At 36.3% G+C, this 509-nt stretch carries 1 pseudogene; it reads left to right on the forward strand.

The annotated features are described in order from the left end of the window. Positions 1–509, forward strand: a pseudogene (locus HMPREF0518_RS09610) (transposase); the annotation flags it as partial.

A 509-nucleotide genomic window follows, 5' to 3' on the forward strand; every position in this document is an offset into this window, starting at 1 on the left:
TTATACCATGTATGAAAAGGAAAAGACCAGAAAGTACAAAAACGATCCGACTAAGCTGGCTAACTAGTACTATGATAAAGCAGAAGATTATTATCTTGATCATTATGGCGTCAAATTTAGCTTTAAGTGTAATCAACAGCGTAAAGATTGTACAACTGGTCAGGTCCGCAATTTTAAGATCTACGAAGCAGATGAGGTTCAGAAAACACCTGAATTAGAGCAATTGGCTAAAACTGCAAGTGGCTGGCAGCGACAGATCCGTTATAATCCTAATTGGAACCAACTAAAAGAAAAAGCAAAAGAAGTTCTCCAAAGTCCTGAAAGCAGACACATCTACAGTATGAGAAAGTATGATGTGGAACCAATTTTTTGGACATTTGAAGAACGTTTTTGGCAACGTCGAACTCATTTAAGAAGCAAAAAGAAGGTTGAAACTGATATTGAATAGCCTTCATGATGATGAATTTAAGCAAATATTGGAACAGAAGATGGTCAAAAGACCAATCATC

The organism is Lactobacillus helveticus DSM 20075 = CGMCC 1.1877, assembly GCF_000160855.1.
Classification (GTDB): Bacteria; Bacillota; Bacilli; order Lactobacillales; family Lactobacillaceae; genus Lactobacillus; species Lactobacillus helveticus.